The organism is Mesorhizobium sp. ZC-5, from assembly GCF_025753855.1.
In the GTDB taxonomy this organism is placed as follows: domain Bacteria; phylum Pseudomonadota; class Alphaproteobacteria; order Rhizobiales; family Rhizobiaceae; genus Neomesorhizobium.
Genome location: NZ_JAOWPT010000002.1, coordinates 71,605 through 87,771, shown reverse-complemented (window position 1 = coordinate 87,771; position 16,167 = coordinate 71,605). Strand labels below are relative to the sequence as shown.

Below are 16,167 nucleotides of genomic sequence, written 5' to 3'. Positions count from 1 at the left end.
TGGGAGAAGGTGTCGAGGCGAAGCCGAGACGGATGAGGGGTACCTGCGCGGCGCAAAAACCCTTCCCCGCCATCTCCACCGCGCCGTGCTGCGTCTGCTCCGCCCTGCCGAGTCTGCCGTGCGGCGGCTGATCATCGTGGCGGCGCGTGGCGTTGTCGTCCCGCCGTCGCGCTGGCGCAAGGCGAAGCCTGCGCCGACGATCCTGCGCAACGGCATCGGAACCGGCATCCTGATGCCGCCCGGACCCCCACCCCTTACCCCTTACCCCTCCCCACAAGGGGGAGGGAGGCGTCCTCGCCGCACCAGGTCCAGCAGCGAATGCGTCAAGCGCAAATGTTCCAAAATCCCCCTCCCCCCTGAGGGGAGGGGTAAGGGGTGGGGGTAAGAGCGCATCTACCCCCACGCTCACGCTGCCGCTTTTCGATCGGCTGCCGCGCTGGGAAAGTCGCCCCCGCCGCCCTGCCGCAACCAGCGTGCCGCGCATCTCGGTGCCCGGCTACACCGTACCGTCTCCCATCGTGCCCCGCCGCCTGCCATCGCCCGACGATCCGGTCGACGCCACCCGCCTCGGCCTGCGGTTCGCAGCCCTTGCCGCCGCCCTCGACGACCTGCCGCACCAGGCAAACCGCCCGCTGGCGGGCGCGTCGCCACGCGATCATTGCTCAGGAAAGAAACGGCGACCTCGCCGCGCCAACCGGAGAACCGCGCCGCCGGAAGCCGCACCGCATATGGCCGCTGCGCCCCGGCCGGCCGCCCGGCCAGCACCCGAGGCGGGGCCGGAAAAAATCCACGCATGAGGTCCACGAAATCCTGAAAGACCTGCACGGCCTCGCCTTCGACGTGCTTGAGCGCCGCGATACGTCGTGAAAGGCAATTTCCAGCAAACGTGCGCAGCGGTTTGCGTCCACCTGATGCCCTGCCGGGCAGCGGGCGGCTACAAGCGCCCGCCGTCCGCTACCAGATGCCGGAACGCCACCACCACCTGGTCGTAAACGGCGCGCTTGAACGGCACGATCAGATCCGGCAGTTCAGTCATCGGTTTCCACGCCCACCGATCGAACTCCGGTTCATGGCCGCCGGGCGGTGGATTGATGGCGATCTCGCTCTCGCCGCCTTCGAACCGGAAGGCGAACCATTTTTGGGTTTGGCCGCGATATCTGCCCTTCAGCGCGATGCCAAGAAGGTGAGGCGGCAATTCGTAATTGATCCATCCGGGCGCCTCGGCCAGCAGCGAGACCGAGCGCATGCCGGTCTCCTCGTAGAGTTCGCGGATCGCTGCCGGCAGCGGGTCTTCGCCCTTGTCGATGCCGCCCTGCGGCATCTGCCAGAGCTGCTCGGCGCCCTCCATCTCGCCGTTCTCGACGACGATTCGATGGCCGGCCCAGACCAGGCCCTGCCGGTTGAGCACCATGATGCCGACGCATGGCCGGTAGGGCAGGGTTTCAGGGTCGACGGTTCTGTTCCTGGTCATGCTTCCGGTTACCCGCGCTCGGGGTCGCTGGCAACCGCTGAAACAGGCACGATCTCGATGCCGCGCTTCTTGGCCTCGTTCACCCAGGCGGCAACGGCGTCGACGGTCACGTCGAAGGCCGAACCGGTACCGATCGCAAAACCCTTGGCGCGAGCAGTCCGCTCGAGTTCATCGAGCTTTTTCAGGATTTCGCCCCGTTCGCGCACGGCGTCGATCGTCGTATCGCCCTCGGCGAATGGCACGCCGCTTTTAAGCGCCTCGCCTGAAGCAGCGCTGCGGGCCACGGAGCCATCGTCGAGATACATCAGTCCACGCTTGCCGAGTTCGGCCATCATCGGCGCCATGGCGGCCGCATCGGCGGAAAAGCGCGCACCCATGTAGTTCATCACGCCGGTGTAGTTGGTCGTGCGCCCCAGCGTCCAGAGAAGGCTTTCGGTGTTTTCTTCCGGGCTGGCTTCGACAGTCAGGGTGCTGCGGCCGGGGTTGACGTTGGGGTAGTCGAACGGCTCGAGCGGCACCTGCATCATGATCTCGTGACCTTTGCGCCGCGCCGCCTGCATCCAGCGACCAATGCTGTTGCCCTGCGAGGCGAAGGCGAGCGTCACCTCGGAAGGCAGTTTCTCGATCGCCTGCTGGGTGCCGGTCTGTGACACCGCGAGCCCACCGATCACGATTGCCACCCGGGCGCCGCGCGCGCCCGACCATGGCGCTGCATAGACATCGAACGGCCGTCGCCCATCCGCGGCACGGATCGGCAGTGGTCCGTTTTCCGACTGTTCGATCAGTGCCCTGTCCGGCAGATGCGCTACGCGCAGATTCTGGCCGACGGCAGACGGGTCGCGGACGATGACGACGCTACTGCCCGAGCCCTGATTTTCGGGATCGACGCGGATGATCGACGGACCGGGTTGGCTGGACGCGGAAGCGGGCGGTGGGGTCTGCGCCGCCTCAGGCTTGGCGGGCTCGGCTATTTCAGGCGCGGCCACCGCGACAACGGCGGGCGCACGGAACGGTTTGTCGCGGAACGCGATCGCGCTTGAAACCGCGAGGAGAAGGATCGCAACGGAGGTTGTGCCGAAGGAACGGCCGCTGATCACAAAACGCCGGCCATCCCGCCGCTTGGGCGGTTTGGCCAATCCGAGCGGCTGTTCGATTTCCTTGATCGCTGGCGACAAGCCCGCTTCCCCTGCCTGCGGGACGCTTTTGGCAAAACTGCCGGGATCAATCGAATCCCGGCAGTTTATCGTCTACGCCGCAACCGGACCCCCGTCTGTCCGACCGCGAAAACGCTTACTACTGTTGCTGGTTCAGCACGGCCTTCTGCGGATTGGGCGGGAAGGCCGGATCGGTCTTGGTGCCGCGCAGAAGATCGAGCGCATAGTTCAGCTGGATGTCGTCCTTGGCCTCCGGCGGAACATAGGCTGCGGAACCCGAACCCTGGTCGCCTTCCTCGGCGCCCTTGATGTGGCCCTTCAGATCCGACTCGCCGCGGGTGATGTCGCGGTCCTTCAGTTCTTCCGGCAGCGGCTGCTCGACCTTGATGTCGGGCGTGATGCCCTTGCCCTGGATCGACTTGCCGGCCGGCGTGTAATAGAGCGCCGTCGTCAGCCGCAGAGCACCATTCTCGGCCAACGGGATGATGGTCTGCACCGACCCCTTGCCGAAGGACTGCGTGCCAAGCACCGTGGCGCGGCGATGATCCTGCAACGCGCCGGCAACGATCTCCGAGGCACTCGCCGAACCGCCGTTGACCAGAACGATCATCGGCTTGCCGTCGACCAGATCGCCCGGACGGGAATCGAAGCGTGAAATATCCTTCGGGTCGCGGCCGCGGGTCGAAACGATCTCGCCGCGGTCGAGGAAAGTATCGGAGACGCTGACCGCCTGGTCGAGCAGACCGCCGGGATTGAGCCGGAGGTCAAGTACATAACCCTTGAGCTTGTCGTTCGGAATCTTCGACTTGATGTCGTCGATCGCTGCCTGCAGATCGTCGAAGGTCTTCTCGGTGAACGAGGTGATCTTCATGTAGCCGACGTCGTTTTCGACGCGATACTTCACTGCCTTCACCTTAATGATATCGCGAACGATCGTCAGCTTCAGCGGCTTGTCGGTGCCTTCGCGAACGATGGTGAGTTCGATCGGGGTGTTGACTAGGCCGCGCATCTTCTCGACGGCGTCGTTCAAGGTCAGCCCACGGACTTCCTCGCCATCGATCTCGGCGATGAAGTCGCCGGCACGGACACCGGCGCGCGCGGCCGGCGTGTCGTCGATCGGGGTGATTACCTTGACCAGTTCGTTTTCCATCGTGACCTCGATGCCGAGGCCACCGAATTCGCCCTTGGTCTGGACACGCATGTCCTTGGCGGCATCGGGATTGAGGTAGGATGAATGCGGATCAAGGGAGGTCAGCATGCCGTTGATGGCGTTTTCGACCAATGCCTTGTCGTCCGGAGGCGTCACATACTGGCCGCGCACGCGTTCGAAAATGTCGCCGAAAATCGCCAGCTGACGATAGGTTTCCGATCCCGCTGCGTTTGCCGACGAGCTTGGCGCACCGTAGACCAGGCTCATCGCGGAAGCGCCCATCAGCGCACCGGCAAACAGAAGCGACAATTTACGTATCATTTCCTGTCCTTCCAGAAAAACGCGCTGCCCACCATGGAGCAGGGTCGACGGGCTTTCCGTCTTTTCGGAACTCTACATAGAGTTCCGGTCCGGCGCCACCAATTCCATTCGCCGAGGCGCTTGCCACCCTGGCTTCTCCCATCGCGCCGACCGGTTCACCCGCCAAAACGGATTGGCCCGTCGTCACACTGATTCGACCCATTCCGGCCAGAACGACATGATAGCCATCGCCGGCGTTCAGGATCAAGAGTTGCCCGTAAGACCTGAATGGCCCCGCATAAAGTACGCTTCCGTCGGCAGGCGCGGTGACGATGGCGCCCGATTGTGTCGCAACCATGTCGCCAAGCATCACACCGCCGTTACTGTCGTCGCGGCCGAAGCGACGCGCCACACGGCCTGCAACCGGCAGTGCCAGCTTGCCTCTCATACGCGAAAACGGTGCGGTTTCGACCAGCCTGTTGCTCTCCGGCACAGGCATCGCCGAAAGGGCGGCCTCGCGTCTCTGGCGTTCGATTTCCGCCCTGCGTGCCTTCTCCTCGGCCGACCTTGCGCCGATGATTTCCTTTTCGAGCGAGGCGATCAGATCCTTCATGCTGCCCGCCTTGGAGGCCAGCTCTTCCGATTTCTGCTGTTCGCTGGCGAGGGCTGCTTCCGATTCATCCTGGAGCCGGCTCTTTTCGGTGAGCAAGAGGGCGAGCCGTTCCTTCTCGGCAATCTGTTCGCCCACCGTCGCCGCCAGACGCTGGCGCTCGGCTTCGATCGAGGCGGTGACGCGGTTGAGTTCGTTGAGATCGGCCAGCAGGATTTCGGTTTCGGACCGGAGTTCCGGCACGACGGCGCCAAGCAGGATGGCGCTCCGTACCGACGACAGCGCATCCTCGGGTTTGACCAGAAGAGCCGGTGGCGGGTTTAGTCCCATGCGCTGCAGCGCGCCGAGCACCTCGGCGAGCACGTCGCGCCTGGCTTTGAGCGACTCGCGAATGCCAGCCTGCTGATCCTTCAGGCCCTGGAGCCGATCGTTGATGTCTTCGATGTCCTGACCGAGCTTCTTTTCAGTCTTGGCGGCCTGGATCAGCGCGGCGGTGATGGTCGCATGGTCCTTTTTGACGGCTGCTATTTCGGTCGCAAGCTTGTCGAGCCTTTCCGTCGAAAGCGCCATTTCACCGGAAATTCGATCATATTCCGCGCGGCTTTCGGCCTGCCGGGCCTCGATTGCGGCTGAGTCCGCTTCCTGCGCGGCGGCGGCAGGTACCGCGGCCAGAGCAAGTGCCAGCACGCAAAGCCGCGCGAATCCATTTGCCGCTCGAGGAATGCCCGTCATGAGAATTTTCGCTTCAGGATGTCCAACCCTACGGGGGAGTTCATTAACGGACCGTCAACCACACTGGCTGGTTTGCCACGCAGACGCCGACTGCCTCCCATGCACGGTACACCAAAATGCCGTCAGGCGCGATGATAGGGATGACCGGAAAGGATCGTTGCGGCGCGATAGAGCTGTTCGGCGAGCATGATGCGCACCAATTGATGCGGCCAGGTGAGCGCGCCGAAGGACAGGATAAGGGTGGCTGCCTGATGCAGGGCCGGATCGTGACCGTCTGGGCCGCCTATGGCGATGCTCAGGTTGCGCTGGCCGCCATCGCGAAGGCCGGCGATCTTTTCCGCGAAGGCTTCCGAAGACATGTTCTTCCCGCGTTCGTCGAGCAGGAAAAGCACCGCACTGGGCGTCAGTTGCACCTGAAGTTTCTGCGATTCCTCCCGCCGTCGCTCCGCGGCGCCCTGAGCACGGCTTTCCGGCAGTTCGCTTATGCCCGAGAACTCGAGGCCGATTGCGGGGCCGCTTTTGGCGAACCGGTCGAAATAGCGGTCCGCCAATTCCTTCTCGGGGCCAGCCTTCATCCGGCCCACGGCATGTACCGCAATCTTCATCCTGTCAGTAACGGTTCAGTGAACCGTCTCTTCCTCGAGGTCGGGCGCCTGCCACATCTTTTCGATGTTGTAGAATTCCCGAACTTCCGGACGAAAGACATGGACGATGATGTCGCCCGCATCGACGAGCACCCAGTCCGCGCCGGCCAGACCCTCGACGCGCGCGCTGCCGAGACCGGCTTCCTTGAGCGTCCTGATGAGGTGATCGGCCACCGCCGCGACATGACGGTGCGACCGGCCCGAAGCGACCACCATGTAGTCGCCGAGGCTCGATTTACCCTGAATGTCGATGGAGACGATGTTTTCGGCCTTGGAGTCTTCCAGACTGGCAAGGACTGTCTTGATGGCGCGGGACAATTCGTCGTTTCGGCTTATCCCGGCTGGCGAAGGCATCACGGATGCCTTCCTCTGGATTGCTGTTCGCAGTGTCTTCCCTTTCGAAACAGGAACAACCAAATCGCCAAAACAAATCAGGCGACACCACTTAGATAGGCAGAGATCGGTAACAGTTTCAAGACGTCGACTTTTTAGCTTGATCGAGAAGGCATCCACTACATTACGGCACATGAATATCGGAACCTGCCGCGCTGTTGCGGGTTACCCGTCTGTCGACCAATGGATTGCCTTCGATGGAACTAGACCCGCAAAGTGCCCTCCTCACCATAGAGGCGGGGCTAGCGCAACTCAGCACTCTCTTCGTCTCGTATTCTTTCTCGGCCATCGGCGCCGTCATCCTGCTGATTGTCGGCTACATAGTCGCCGGTTTGGCCGAGCGTTCGATTTTCGCCGGGCTGAAACATGTTCGCGGATTCGACCTGACGCTTTGCCAGTTCTTCTCGAAAATGGCGCGCTATGCGATCCTGGCCCTGGTCATCGTCATGGTGCTCGGGCAGTTCGGTGTTCAAACGGCGTCAATCATTGCCGCCATAGGCGCCATCGGCTTGGCCGTGGGACTGGCTTTGCAAGGCACGCTGCAGAACATAGCCGCAGGCATCATGCTGCTCGCGCTGAGGCCGTTCCGCGTCGGTGAATATGTCGAAATCGGCGCGGTTGCCGGCACTGCCGAGGAAATAGGCCTGTTCGCAACCCGTCTGCGCACCATCGACGGCGTCTACATCCTTGCGCCCAATTCGACGCTGTGGAACCAGCCGGTTCGCAATTTCACCCGCAACGGCGTGCGTCGCAACGACATCACAATCGGCATCGGTTACGAAGACGACATCGACCTCGCGCATAAAACCCTGCTCGGCCTCGCCACAGCCGACAAGCGGGTCAACAAGGAACCTGCGCCGACAGCCTTCGTTGCGGCCCTCGGTGACAGCGCGGTCAGCGTGACGCTGCGCTACTGGACGTCGGCGTCCGACTTCCTCTCCGCCAAGCTCGACCTCACCAAGCGGGCCAAGCTGGCTTTCGACGATGAAGGCATTTCCATCCCGTTCCCGCAGCAGGAAGTGGTCTATCGCGAGGTCCAGTCAGCCAAGTCATGACTGCTGTTTCGGCTCGTCTTCCTCGGCCGGGAAGGCAAGATCGACCGGCAAGGGCGCTTGCGCCGTCATTGGCGAGAAACTGCCGGTCTCATCGGCTGGAACCCGCTTTGCCTCGACAATGCGCCAGATCACGAAACCTGTGTAGGCCGTGGCGATCGCGATGGCCACATACATGAACGACTGTGTTCCGTAGACGGCGGTCAGCGTGGTCACGATCCCGGGCACGACAAATCCCGAGAACGACCACGCAAACAGCAGCGAACTCGACAATGCCACGAGATCATCCTTGCCGGCGCGGTCGTTCGCATGGGCGCTGGCCAGCGAGTAGATGGTTTCGCTGGCGCCATCCCAAAAGATGTAGATGACGACCAGGATGGCGAGCGTGCTTCCGTCAAAGCCGACCGCCAGCAAGCCGGAGACGACGGCCAGCAGCGAAACGGCAACCAGGACGAAGCGGCGGTCGGTGCGGTCGGAGATCCAGCCGAAAGGTATCTGCAGCAGCAGGGTGCCGAGCGGCATCGCCGAAAGCAGCAGCGCGACGTCCTGCTGGCTGTAGCCCTTGGCCGTCGCGTGGATCGGTGCGAAGCCGGTAATGCTCATCGAGAGGCCGCCGACGGCGAGCATTCCGGCCAGGCCGACCGGCGAGATGCGCCAGGCGCGGCGAAGCGCAACGGACGCAGCCTGCGGCGGTGGCGGCTGGCGCAGGCGCGTCAGGCCGACCGGAAGGATCGACAGCGCGGTGAAGGCGATGCCGATCAGCGATGCCTCGGCGCTGGCGATGTCGACCAGCGCGAGTGTGTAATAGCCGATGCCCAGCCCGGCGATGTAAGCGACGTAGAAGATCGCCATGACGCGGCCGCGGATCGCGTTGCCGACAACGTCGTTGAGCCAGCTCTGGGCGACGACGAACAGGCCGCAGATGGCGAGGCCGTAAAGGGTTCGGGCGGCCAGCCAAAGCAGGGGATATGTTCCCGCGCCCACCGCGGCGTTGGAAAGGGCAATGAGGGCCGAAAGCACCATGAAGGCGCGGGCATGGCCGACGCGGCGCACCAGCGGTCCGGTTAGGATGCAGCCGGCCAGCCCGCCCGCCGAAAGTCCTGTCACGATCAACCCGGACCATGTCGGCGAAAAGCCTTCGGCGCCGAGACGCACCGGGATGTAGGCGAACATCAGGCCATTGCCGATTGCCACCAGAGCCATCGACAGAATGACGCTGGTGATGGCGATCGTCGGCGTCGCCGGCGATTTTTCGCCTTCCGGGTCTCTGCTCTCGATTGTTGCCGCTTGCGCCATGGATATCCAGACTGCCAACTGGCCGGATCGGAGGAAGCCGCAAAAACGACATGCGATGGTTAGACGATGCCGTTCGTGGTCGTCCCGACGCTAGCCTTCCGGCCGGGCGGCCTTGCGCAACGCGGTCGACGAGAGTGAAGAGCGCGGCCCGTGGATGAACGTCCAGGCCGGCGCCTTCATCCGCGCCAGTCGGGGCGCGTCGCCCTCGTCGACGCGTGCATAGTCGAACGTCTTTGCCACCACCGAGGACAGGAAGGAGAGCGTCGAGCCGGGCCGGTCTATCACCGCGATCGGAAAGGTCATCGCGATCTGGCGCCAGCGCTGCCAGCGGTGGAAATCCTTCAGATTGTCGGCGCCCATGATCCAGACGAAGTCGACGCCCGGGTTGCGCGCCTTTACAAGCGCCAGCGTATCGGCGGTGTAACGCACATGATGGCGGAGTTCGAAAGCCGTGACCTTGATGCGGGGATCCCGGGCGATTTCCTCCGATTGCCGCAGGCGTTCCGACAATGACGCGAGTTCGCGTGTGTTTTTCAGCGGGTTGCCCGGCGTCACCATCCACCAGAGCTGATCCAATGCCAGCCTTCTCAGTGCGATCTCGGCGACGAGCGCGTGACCGCCATGCGGCGGATTGAAGGAGCCGCCGAACAGGCCGACCTGCATGCCTTTTTCGACATGCGGCATGCGAAGGTAGCTCTGCACGACGTCCGGATGGAGTGCCGAGAGATCGCTCAAGGCCGGATCTGGCCGGAGCCGCGCACGCGGTACTTGAAAGAGGTCAGTTGCTCGACGCCTACTGGGCCGCGCGCATGCATCTTGCCGGTGGCGATGCCGATCTCGGCGCCCATGCCGAACTCGCCGCCATCGGCGAATTGCGTCGAGGCGTTGTGAAGAAGGATCGCGGAATCGATCTCGTTGAAGAACCTCTCGACGGCCTTCGCATCCTCGGTGACGATCGCCTCGGTGTGATGCGAGGAATGGGTTTCGATGTGGTCGATGGCGTCGGAAATCCCGTCGACCAGTTTCACCGAGATGACGGCATCGAGATATTCGGTGTTCCAGTCGGCTTCCACCGCCTTTTTTGCCGAAGGAAACGCCCTGACGACCGCTGCATCGCCGCGGATTTCGCAACCGGCCTCCGCGAGCGCGGTGAGCATCGGAAGGAGATGCGTATCCGCCGCCGTCTTGTCGACCAGCAGGGTCTCGGCCGCGCCGCAGATGCCGGTCCGCCGCATCTTTGCGTTCACGGCGATTTCAACCGCCATGTCGAGTTTCGCCGAGCGATCGACGTAGAGATGACAGATGCCTTCGAGATGCGCGAAGACAGGCACGCGCGCCTCGTTCTGCACGCGTTCGACGAGGCTGCGGCCGCCGCGGGGAATGATGACGTCGAGATTGCCGCCGAGACCCTTCAGCATTTCGCCGACAGCGGCACGGTCGGTCGTCGGCACAAGCTGGATCGCTTCCTCGGGCAGCTTCGCCGCCTTCAGCCCCTCGACCAGGCAGGCATGGATCGCGGCGGAGGAATTGAGCGAATCCGAGCCGCCACGCAGGATTATCGCGTTGCCCGCCTTCAGGCAGAGTGCACCGGCGTCCGCGGTCACGTTCGGACGGCTCTCGTAGATGACGCCGACGACGCCGAGCGGCGTGCGGACACGTTCGATGTGGAGGCCGTTGGGCCGGTCCCATTCGGCGATGACTTCGCCGACCGGATCGCGCAGTTCCGCTATGGCGCGAATGCCCTCGGCCATGTCGCGGATGCGGGCAGGAGTCAGCTTCAGCCGGTCCATCAGGGCCGAAGACAATCTGGCGTCCTCGCCGTTCTTCATGTCGACCGCGTTGGCGTCCAGGATTTCATCCTGCCGGCGGATCAATGCTTCGGCCATGCCGATCAGCGCCGCGTGCTTGCGCTCGGCCGAAGCGATCGCCAGAGGCCGCGCCGCGGCGCGCGCATTGCGGCCGAGTTCGGCCATCAGCGATGCGATGTCGTCGTTGGACTTCTCTTTCAGCTTCAGCATGGCCTAACCTTCCGCCTGCTCGGGTATCGCGGTCTCAATCGCATGGCTCATCACCAGATCGTCCCGATGCACCATGGCGGAACGCGCCTGGTAGCCGAGCACACCGGGAATCTCAGCACTTTTCAATCCGGCGATTCTTACGGCATCGGTGGCGTCATAGGCAACAAGACCGCGCGCGATCTCGCGTCCCTCTGGCGAAAGGATCGCCACGGTGTCGCCGCGCGAGAAATTGCCGCTGACCAGTTTTACGCCGGCCGGCAGCAAAGATTTCCCTGAGAGCAAAGCACCAATGGCACCGGTATCGACGGTCAGCCGGCCCGCGGGATCCAACTGCCCGGCGATCCAGGTCTTATAGCCTTTCACGGGCTGGATGCCGGGTCGGAAGAATGTAGCCCGCTCGCCGCGTTCGATCGCGGAAAGGGGATTGAGCCGTGTGCCGGCTGTTATGATCATCGCCGTGCCCGCCGCGGTGGCGATCTTGCCGGCGTCGAGCTTGGTGCGCATGCCGCCGCGCGACAGTTCGGATGCGGCGGCGCCAGCCATCGCCTCGATCTCCGGTGTGATGCGATCGACGACTGGAATGAATTTCGCCCCGGGATCGCGTGCCGGCGGTGCCGTGTAGAGGCCGTCTATGTCGGAAAGCAGCACGAGAAGGTCGGCGCCCATCATGGTGGCGACACGCGCCGCCAGGCGGTCGTTGTCGCCATAGCGGATCTCGGAAGTGGCGACCGTGTCGTTCTCGTTGATCACGGGCACGGCGTTCATCTTGATCAGCGTCGAGATTGTGGCGCGGACGTTCAGATAGCGGCGGCGCTCCTCCGTGTCGCCAAGGGTCACCAGGATCTGTCCCGATTTCAGTTTGCACCGAGCAAGCTCTTCCGACCATGCGCCGGCGAGCGCGATCTGGCCTACCGCTGCTGCCGCCTGGCTTTCCTCAAGCTTGAGGATGCGTTTGCCGAGGCCGAGGATAGTGCGTCCGAGGGCGATCGCGCCAGACGAAACCACCAGCACGTCGGCGCCGTCCGCGACAAGCGAAGCGATGTCATCGGCCAGCGAGGCCAGCCATTCGCGCTTCAAGCCGGCCGACCGATCGACAAGCAACGCCGATCCGATCTTTACGGTGATGCGGCGGTATTTTTTCAGGGAGAGCGATCCCGTCGCCATCAGCTCTTTTCCCAGCGCGATTCCGATTTGACCGAGACCGGGCGCTCCGCGCGCGATTGTTCGACGATGGCGATCAGAGCGCGGAGCACTGCTTCGACACCCTCGCCGGAAACGGCGGAGAGCAGCATGGGCTGATGACCCGCGGCGCGTTTCAGTGACGCGAGTTTTTTCTTGCGTGTGTCGGCATCCAGCGTGTCGGCCTGGCTCAACGCCACGATCTCCGGTTTGTCCGACAGGCCCTGGCCATAAGCTTCGAGTTCCCCGCGCACAGTCTTGTAGGCCTTGCCGGGATTTTCCTCCTGCGCCGAGACCAGGTGCAAAAGCACGCGCGTCCGCTCGACATGGCCGAGGAAGCGGTCGCCGATGCCGACGCCTTCATGGGCGCCTTCGATCAGCCCCGGAATGTCGGCGATGACGAATTCCCGGGCATCGACACGGGCGACGCCGAGATTTGGATGCAGCGTCGTGAAGGGATAGTCGGCGATCTTCGGCTTGGCGGCGGTGACGGCCGCCAGGAACGTCGACTTGCCGGCATTGGGCAGACCGACGAGGCCGGCGTCGGCGATCAGCTTCAACCGAAGCCAGATTGTCAGTTCCTCGCCCGGCAGGCCGGGATTGGCGCGGCGCGGCGCCTGGTTCGTCGATGTCTTGAAATGCTGGTTGCCGAACCCGCCATTGCCGCCGGCGGCGAGCCGGAAACGCTGGCCGACCTCGGTCAGGTCGAAGATCAGCGTTTCGTTGTCCTCTTCGAAAATCTGGGTTCCGGCGGGAACCTTCATCACGACATCGGCGCCCTTGGCGCCGGTGCGGTTGCGGCCCATGCCGTGGATGCCGGTCTTGGCGCGAAAATGCTGCTGGTAGCGGTAGTCGATCAGGGTGTTCAGCCCGTCGACGGCCTCCACCCAGACGTCGCCGCCGCGGCCGCCGTCGCCGCCGTCGGGTCCGCCGAACTCGATGAATTTCTCGCGCCGGAACGAAACGCTGCCGGCGCCGCCGTCACCGGAGCGGATGTAGACTTTTGCTTGATCGAGAAATTTCATCGGGCGGACAACAAATTAGGCTGCTAATGGGAAATGGCGACCTGCTCTAGCGCAAAGACGCCGTGAGCGCGAGGGCGGGTTTGCTGGAAACGCCGGGAACCGCAGAGAACCATGAAACTCGTCTCCTACAATATCCAGTACGGCATCGGGCTCGATGGCGTATACGACATCAACCGTATCGTCGATGCTGTGCGCGGCGCCGATGTGATAGCGTTGCAGGAAGTCACCCGCAACAATCCCAAGAACCAGGGCCACGACATGGTGGCGGAGCTGCGCGAGGCGCTGCCCGACTATTTTTCCGTTTACGGACCGAATTTCGAGATCGACGTCGGTTCGCATGTGAAGGATGGGAAGGCGGTGGATCTTCGTTTCCAGTTCGGCAACATGCTTTTGTCGCGGATACCGATCCTGTCGTCGCGCAATCTGCTCCTGCCGCGCGGCCGCTCCTTCGACAAGCTCAATCTCCAGCGCGGCGCAGTCGAAGCGCTGATCGCGACGCCTTTCGGGCCTGTCCGTTTCTATTCCACGCATCTCGATCATCGCAGTCCGGACGAACGCGGCGAACAGTTGCGTTTCCTGCTGGCGCGGGTGCTCGCCTATCCGCTCGAAGGCGGCGCGCTTACCGGCGTTTCCGAGATAGGTTTCCCGGAGCCTCCGCTGCCGGAAGCCTTCGTGCTGATGGGCGATTTCAACATGCTGCCCGGCTCTGTCGAATATGTCGGGCTCGTTGGCCGTGTCGACCACGAGTTCGGCATGCCCCTGGTTGCCTCGCGTCCGGTCGACGCGGCTGCCCTCGCAACGAGCGGCGAGGCCGCGACGACCTGGGCCGATCCCAACCGGCCGAAGGACGAGAGCCGCTGGAAGCGCATCGACTACGGTTTCGTCAACGCAGGCATGGCCAGCCGCGTCAAAGCCTCTTGGGTGGATTCGGCTGCTGTCGGTTCGGACCATCTGCCGGTGTGGATCGAACTGGCGTAGCCGCCGGGACGACGTTCGGCTGGCCGGACGCCGAGCCCGACGGGCCCCGACAGGTGTGCGTGTCAGCCCCGTGCCCATGTCTTCAGGCTGACCCAAGTCTTGCGGTCGAGATGATAACGCTCGACCGGAACCTGGCCGACCACGATCGAATTCAGCATGCCCTGCCCGGCATACTGGAATCCGCATTTGTGGATGACACGGCGCGAAGACGGATTGATGACCCGGCAGGAGACATGCAGCACGTCGATCGTGCTTGCCCGGAAGGCGAGGTCGACGAGCGCGTGCGCGGCTTCCGTGGCATAGCCGTGTCTCCAGTACGGCTCGCCGATCCAGTAGCCGAGTTCCAGCCCGCCGTCGGTGGCGTTGAGCCCGGCGCTGCCGATGAAGGCGCCGCTTTCGGCCAGCGTCACCGCGTAGGTGCAGCCGGCGGTCCGCTTTTGCTGCGACATCGAGAGGAATGCACGCGCTTCGGTTTCGCCGTACGGGTGCGGCATGCGGGCCAGCATCTCGGCAATGCGCCGGTTGTTGGCAAGCTGCGCCAGTTCCGGAATGTCATCGACATGCGGCGGTCTCAGCAACAACCGCTCGGTGACGAGAATGGGGCAATCTATCGCCAGACTCTCGTCTTCCAGTGCTTCCTTCTCGGCAACCATGACGTCCTCCAGGCATGAAAAAGGGGAGATGGCGACCCATCTCCCCTGATCCTTTCTGGACTGTCCAGACACCGGTTCCCGAGATGGGGCGCCGGTGTTGTGTCGCGGAACCGGCTACTCCGCTGCTTCGGTAATCGGGTTGACCGATACGTAGGTACGGCCATTGGCTTTCTTGCGGAACGCGACGGCGCCCTGGTCAAGGGCGAAGAGCGTGTGGTCCTTGCCGATGCCGACATTGGTACCGGGATGCCACTTGGTGCCGCGTTGACGGATGATGATGTTACCGGCGACAACCTTCTCGCCGCCGAACTTCTTCACGCCAAGGCGCTTGGATTCCGAATCGCGACCGTTGCGCGACGAACCGCCAGCTTTCTTGTGTGCCATTTCATAACTCCTTTGCGTCGCTGGGACGCTTGAAAAGCCTTATGAACGCGTTCGCGTTCCGTTTCAAGTCCGGCGCTTACTTCTTCGCCAGCGCCTTCGCCTGTTCCTGCCAATCCTTGATCTGGTCGGCGCTGAACGGCATGTTTTCGTCGATCTTGGCGATGTCGGCCTCGGTCAGCCCGGCAAGTTGGGCAAACGTCGTGATGCCCTGCTCCTTGAGCTGGCCTGCGGCGACCGGGCCGATGCCCTTGATCTCCACCAGGTCGTCCGGCTCGCCTTTCGGCGCGGTGAACAGCGGCGCGGCGGCCGCAACGGTCTCGGTAGACTTGGCTTCCTTCTTCGCCGCCTTTGGAGCGGCCTCGGCCTTGGCTTCCTTCTTGTCGGCCTTTTCGGCGACAGGCTTGGCAGCTGCCTTCTTCGACGGCTTGGCACCACCGGTGAGGATCTCGGAGATGCGGACGGTGGTCAGCAACTGGCGATGGCCGCGCGTGCGGCGCGAATTCTGGCGGCGGCGCTTCTTGAACGCTATGACCGTCGGGGCCTTGCCCTGCTCGACGACTTCGGCGGCAACCGATGCGCCGTCGACGAACGGCGAACCGATCGTCACCTTATCGCCTTCGCCATAGGCCAGCACATGGCCGATTTCCACGATGTCGCCGACATTGCCGGCAACCTTTTCGATCTTCAGGACGTCTTCGGCGGCAACGCGATACTGCTTGCCACCCGTTTTAATGACTGCGAACATTTTTAGCCTTTCGCTGTTCGGTCCGGCTTTATGGGCTGCTGGACAAGCAGCCCGGCCGTCTTTTTGTCAGTCTGCGGGGTTTAAAACACGACCGGCGCAGACGGAATCCGCGCCGGAAGCGTGCGGTGCTTTATCGCAAGGTCTCCGTGGAGTCAACGCGGCGCGGCGAATTGACTGCGATTGGGCCTTGCGGGCGGGCACCGCAGCCGTTATCTAGTGCGCCGCGCCGGAAACGGCCGACCGCGCATCCGGAGAGGTGGCAGAGTGGTCGAATGCACCGCACTCGAAATGCGGCATGGGTGCAAGCCCATCGGGGGTTCGAATCCCTCCCTCTCCGCCAAACACCGCTACTGCTTCCTATGGCGCGACAGTACCGCCGAACA

Annotated in this window: 17 protein-coding genes and 1 tRNA gene; 4 read left to right on the top strand and 14 right to left on the bottom strand. The window is 63.4% G+C overall.

The genetic code is table 11. The features are described from left to right. Positions 1 to 588 precede the first annotated feature (588 nt). Positions 589 to 867: a hypothetical protein gene (locus tag OHD58_RS03525; RefSeq protein ID WP_263801680.1), complete on the top strand. Its 279-nt coding sequence runs from the start codon at positions 589 to 591 to the stop codon at positions 865 to 867. Between the two features lie 67 nt (positions 868 to 934). On the opposite strand, the gene OHD58_RS03520 is transcribed toward OHD58_RS03525, so the two are convergent. The 6 genes from OHD58_RS03520 to rsfS all read right to left on the bottom strand — a co-directional run bounded on the left by OHD58_RS03520 (position 935) and on the right by rsfS (position 6,415). Next, entirely contained in the window at positions 935 to 1,471 is a 537-nt protein-coding gene (locus tag OHD58_RS03520; protein ID WP_263801679.1) for an RNA pyrophosphohydrolase, read from the bottom strand. 8 nt (positions 1,472 to 1,479) lie between these two features. Next, positions 1,480 to 2,646 carry a divergent polysaccharide deacetylase family protein gene (locus OHD58_RS03515; RefSeq protein ID WP_263801678.1) on the bottom strand — a complete coding sequence of 389 codons (1,167 nt, stop codon included), beginning with the start codon at positions 2,644 to 2,646 and terminating at the stop codon, positions 1,480 to 1,482. A gap of 118 nt (positions 2,647 to 2,764) precedes the next feature. Next, positions 2,765 to 4,096, bottom strand: a complete 1,332-nt coding sequence (locus OHD58_RS03510) for a S41 family peptidase (RefSeq protein ID WP_263801677.1) — start codon at positions 4,094 to 4,096, stop codon at positions 2,765 to 2,767. Next, the gene (locus OHD58_RS03505) at positions 4,086 to 5,417 is read right to left on the bottom strand and encodes a murein hydrolase activator EnvC family protein (RefSeq protein ID WP_263801676.1); all 1,332 of its coding nucleotides are present in this window, start codon (positions 5,415 to 5,417) and stop codon (positions 4,086 to 4,088) included. Before OHD58_RS03505 ends, OHD58_RS03510 begins: the two co-directional genes overlap by 11 nt. A 122-nt stretch (positions 5,418 to 5,539) precedes the next feature. Then, entirely contained in the window at positions 5,540 to 6,022 is a 483-nt protein-coding gene (gene rlmH, locus OHD58_RS03500) for a 23S rRNA (pseudouridine(1915)-N(3))-methyltransferase RlmH (RefSeq protein WP_263801675.1), read from the bottom strand. Positions 6,023 to 6,037: 15 nt separating this feature from the next. Then, positions 6,038 to 6,415, bottom strand: a complete 378-nt coding sequence (gene rsfS, locus OHD58_RS03495; RefSeq protein WP_263801674.1) for a ribosome silencing factor — start codon at positions 6,413 to 6,415, stop codon at positions 6,038 to 6,040. Positions 6,416 to 6,651: 236 nt separating this feature from the next. Between rsfS and OHD58_RS03490 the strand changes: the two genes are divergently transcribed. Further along, complete coding sequence (locus OHD58_RS03490; RefSeq protein WP_263801673.1) at positions 6,652 to 7,509, top strand: mechanosensitive ion channel family protein; 858 nt, start codon at positions 6,652 to 6,654, stop codon at positions 7,507 to 7,509. Here OHD58_RS03490 and OHD58_RS03485 read toward each other — a convergent pair. From OHD58_RS03485 to obgE, 5 genes are all read right to left on the bottom strand, one after another. Next, positions 7,504 to 8,802: an MFS transporter gene (locus OHD58_RS03485; protein WP_263801672.1), complete on the bottom strand. Its 1,299-nt coding sequence runs from the start codon at positions 8,800 to 8,802 to the stop codon at positions 7,504 to 7,506. The two genes, OHD58_RS03490 and OHD58_RS03485, sit on opposite strands and share 6 nt — an antisense overlap. Positions 8,803 to 8,892: 90 nt before the next feature. After that, positions 8,893 to 9,486, bottom strand: coding sequence for a nicotinate-nucleotide adenylyltransferase (locus OHD58_RS03480; protein ID WP_263802684.1), 594 nt, complete (start codon positions 9,484 to 9,486; stop codon positions 8,893 to 8,895). Between the two features lie 47 nt (positions 9,487 to 9,533). After that, the gene (locus tag OHD58_RS03475; protein WP_263801671.1) at positions 9,534 to 10,820 is read right to left on the bottom strand and encodes a glutamate-5-semialdehyde dehydrogenase; all 1,287 of its coding nucleotides are present in this window, start codon (positions 10,818 to 10,820) and stop codon (positions 9,534 to 9,536) included. Positions 10,821 to 10,823: 3 nt separating this feature from the next. Then, positions 10,824 to 11,984, bottom strand: a complete 1,161-nt coding sequence (gene proB / locus OHD58_RS03470) for a glutamate 5-kinase (protein WP_263801670.1) — start codon at positions 11,982 to 11,984, stop codon at positions 10,824 to 10,826. Then, positions 11,984 to 13,024 (bottom strand): GTPase ObgE, encoded by a 1,041-nt coding sequence (obgE, locus tag OHD58_RS03465; protein ID WP_263801669.1) that lies wholly within the window; start codon positions 13,022 to 13,024, stop codon positions 11,984 to 11,986. Before obgE ends, proB begins: the two co-directional genes overlap by 1 nt. A 111-nt stretch (positions 13,025 to 13,135) precedes the next feature. On the opposite strand from obgE, the gene OHD58_RS03460 reads away from it, so the two are divergent. Next, a complete protein-coding gene (locus tag OHD58_RS03460) occupies positions 13,136 to 14,002 on the top strand; it encodes an endonuclease/exonuclease/phosphatase family protein (protein ID WP_263801668.1) in 867 nt (288 codons plus the stop codon). Between the two features lie 62 nt (positions 14,003 to 14,064). Here the strand turns inward: OHD58_RS03460 and OHD58_RS03455 are convergent, their stop codons facing one another. From OHD58_RS03455 to OHD58_RS03445, 3 genes are all read right to left on the bottom strand, one after another. Then, positions 14,065 to 14,655 (bottom strand): GNAT family N-acetyltransferase, encoded by a 591-nt coding sequence (locus OHD58_RS03455; RefSeq protein WP_263801667.1) that lies wholly within the window; start codon positions 14,653 to 14,655, stop codon positions 14,065 to 14,067. Positions 14,656 to 14,769: 114 nt separating this feature from the next. Continuing rightward, positions 14,770 to 15,039: a 50S ribosomal protein L27 gene (gene rpmA / locus OHD58_RS03450; RefSeq protein WP_263801666.1), complete on the bottom strand. Its 270-nt coding sequence runs from the start codon at positions 15,037 to 15,039 to the stop codon at positions 14,770 to 14,772. A 76-nt stretch (positions 15,040 to 15,115) separates the two neighbouring features. Next, positions 15,116 to 15,784, bottom strand: coding sequence for a 50S ribosomal protein L21 (locus tag OHD58_RS03445; RefSeq protein ID WP_263801665.1), 669 nt, complete (start codon positions 15,782 to 15,784; stop codon positions 15,116 to 15,118). Between the two features lie 250 nt (positions 15,785 to 16,034). On the opposite strand from OHD58_RS03445, the gene OHD58_RS03440 reads away from it, so the two are divergent. Next, positions 16,035 to 16,124, top strand: a tRNA-Ser gene (locus OHD58_RS03440). Positions 16,125 to 16,167: the final 43 nt, after the last annotated feature.